We start from the raw sequence: 1418 nt of genomic DNA, 5'->3' as shown, positions 1-1418 counted from the left end.
TACGCACATGAAAACACTGCGCCACAAGGTACTGCACCATCTGGAAGAGGAAGAGCAACGCTTTTTCCAAATGGCAGGCAAGGTGATGTCCGATAAACAAAAACAACAGTTGGCCAATGACTATATCGAAGAGATGGCCAGCTAAGCGTTATCCCATCGCTAAGGATTAAGGAGGTCGAATGTTCATCGTCAAATATTATCTACTTGGCGCGCTGGTTGCGTTGCTCGCTGCTATCTACATACCTCAAATCGTAGTGAGTTTACTGCTGCTTTGGGTTTCGCTTTCCTTAGCGTTAGTCAGTGCGGCTTACTTGTTTGATTTCCCGTCCATTTTTAGAAAAAGCCAAGATGGAAAAATTGTCTGGTGGATTCGATGGGCATTCATTCCTTTCTTACTCGGGGCGAAAGCCTACAACGCCTGGGAGAGACGGCGCGATACTGTCCCTCCCATTCAGCAAGTCAGCGACAATCTTTATCTTTCTCGGCGCTTGTTCCCGAGCGATTTGGCGTTTCTCGACTCTCACGACATTTCCTGCATTGTTGATGTTACGGCGGAGTTCGCAGGTTTAGAAAGCGCCATGACTGACAAGCAATTCAACTACCTTTCTATTCCCGTTCTGGATCATAAAGCGCCGACCTTGGAGCGTTTACGTCATGCGATGAATTGGATTGATACCCAAATCGCCTGCGGGCGCTCTGTGGTTGTGCATTGCGCACTTGGGCGTGGCCGTTCGGTGTTTGTGGTGGCGGCTTATTTACTGAGTAAAGACCCATCGCTCTCGGTGGAATCGGTGATGCAGAAAATTAACCGCGTGCGCAGTACTGCAAGGCTCAATAATCTGCAGATCAAAACCCTGCGCGCGATCAGTGAGAAAGGTGTGCTAGCACTCGATGAGCCGACCTGGATGGTGGTGAACCCTGTCGCGGGCGGTGGGAAATGGCTGCAATACGAACAACATGTGATTCGTGAGTTGACCAAAAAATATCGTCTCAGCATTCGCCAAACGGACGAAACCACCAGTGCAGAAAGCCTCGCACTGCAAGCTAAACAAAGTGGTGTGAATCAGGTGATTGTCTCTGGTGGCGATGGCACGGTGACTGAAGTGGCGAGCCAATTGGTCGGCACGGACATCAAGCTCGGCATCATACCGTTGGGGACGGCGAATGCGCTGTGCCATGTGCTGTATGGCATCGGCGTGAAGTTATCACCGGTGGAAAAAGCGTGTGAAGCCATTCTCGCAGGTCATTGCCAACGCATAGACACCGCAGAATGTAATCAGCGTTTGATTCTGTTGGTGCTGGGTATTGGCTTGGAACAGAAGATGATTGAACACGCGCATCGTGAAGAGAAAAATGCTTTTGGGCAACTGGCGTATTTAACGGGCTTTTTTAACGCTGTTATTTCCGAAGAGGTGCAA

The 1418-nt window shown here is 49.8% G+C and carries 1 protein-coding gene and 1 pseudogene; both read left to right on the top strand.

Features of this window, described 5'->3' with window-relative positions:
- Nucleotides 1-145: pseudogene (locus R7O12_RS24800) on the top strand (hemerythrin domain-containing protein); the annotation flags it as partial.
- Between the two features lie 34 nt (nucleotides 146-179).
- On the top strand, nucleotides 180-1418 hold a 1239-nt coding region (locus R7O12_RS24795; protein WP_318126709.1), incomplete at its 3' end, for a diacylglycerol kinase family protein.

The organism is Vibrio sp. Vb1574 (genome assembly GCF_033338675.1).
Note: the sequence above shows the minus strand (reverse complement) of the source record. Positions and strands in the feature narration are given on the sequence as shown.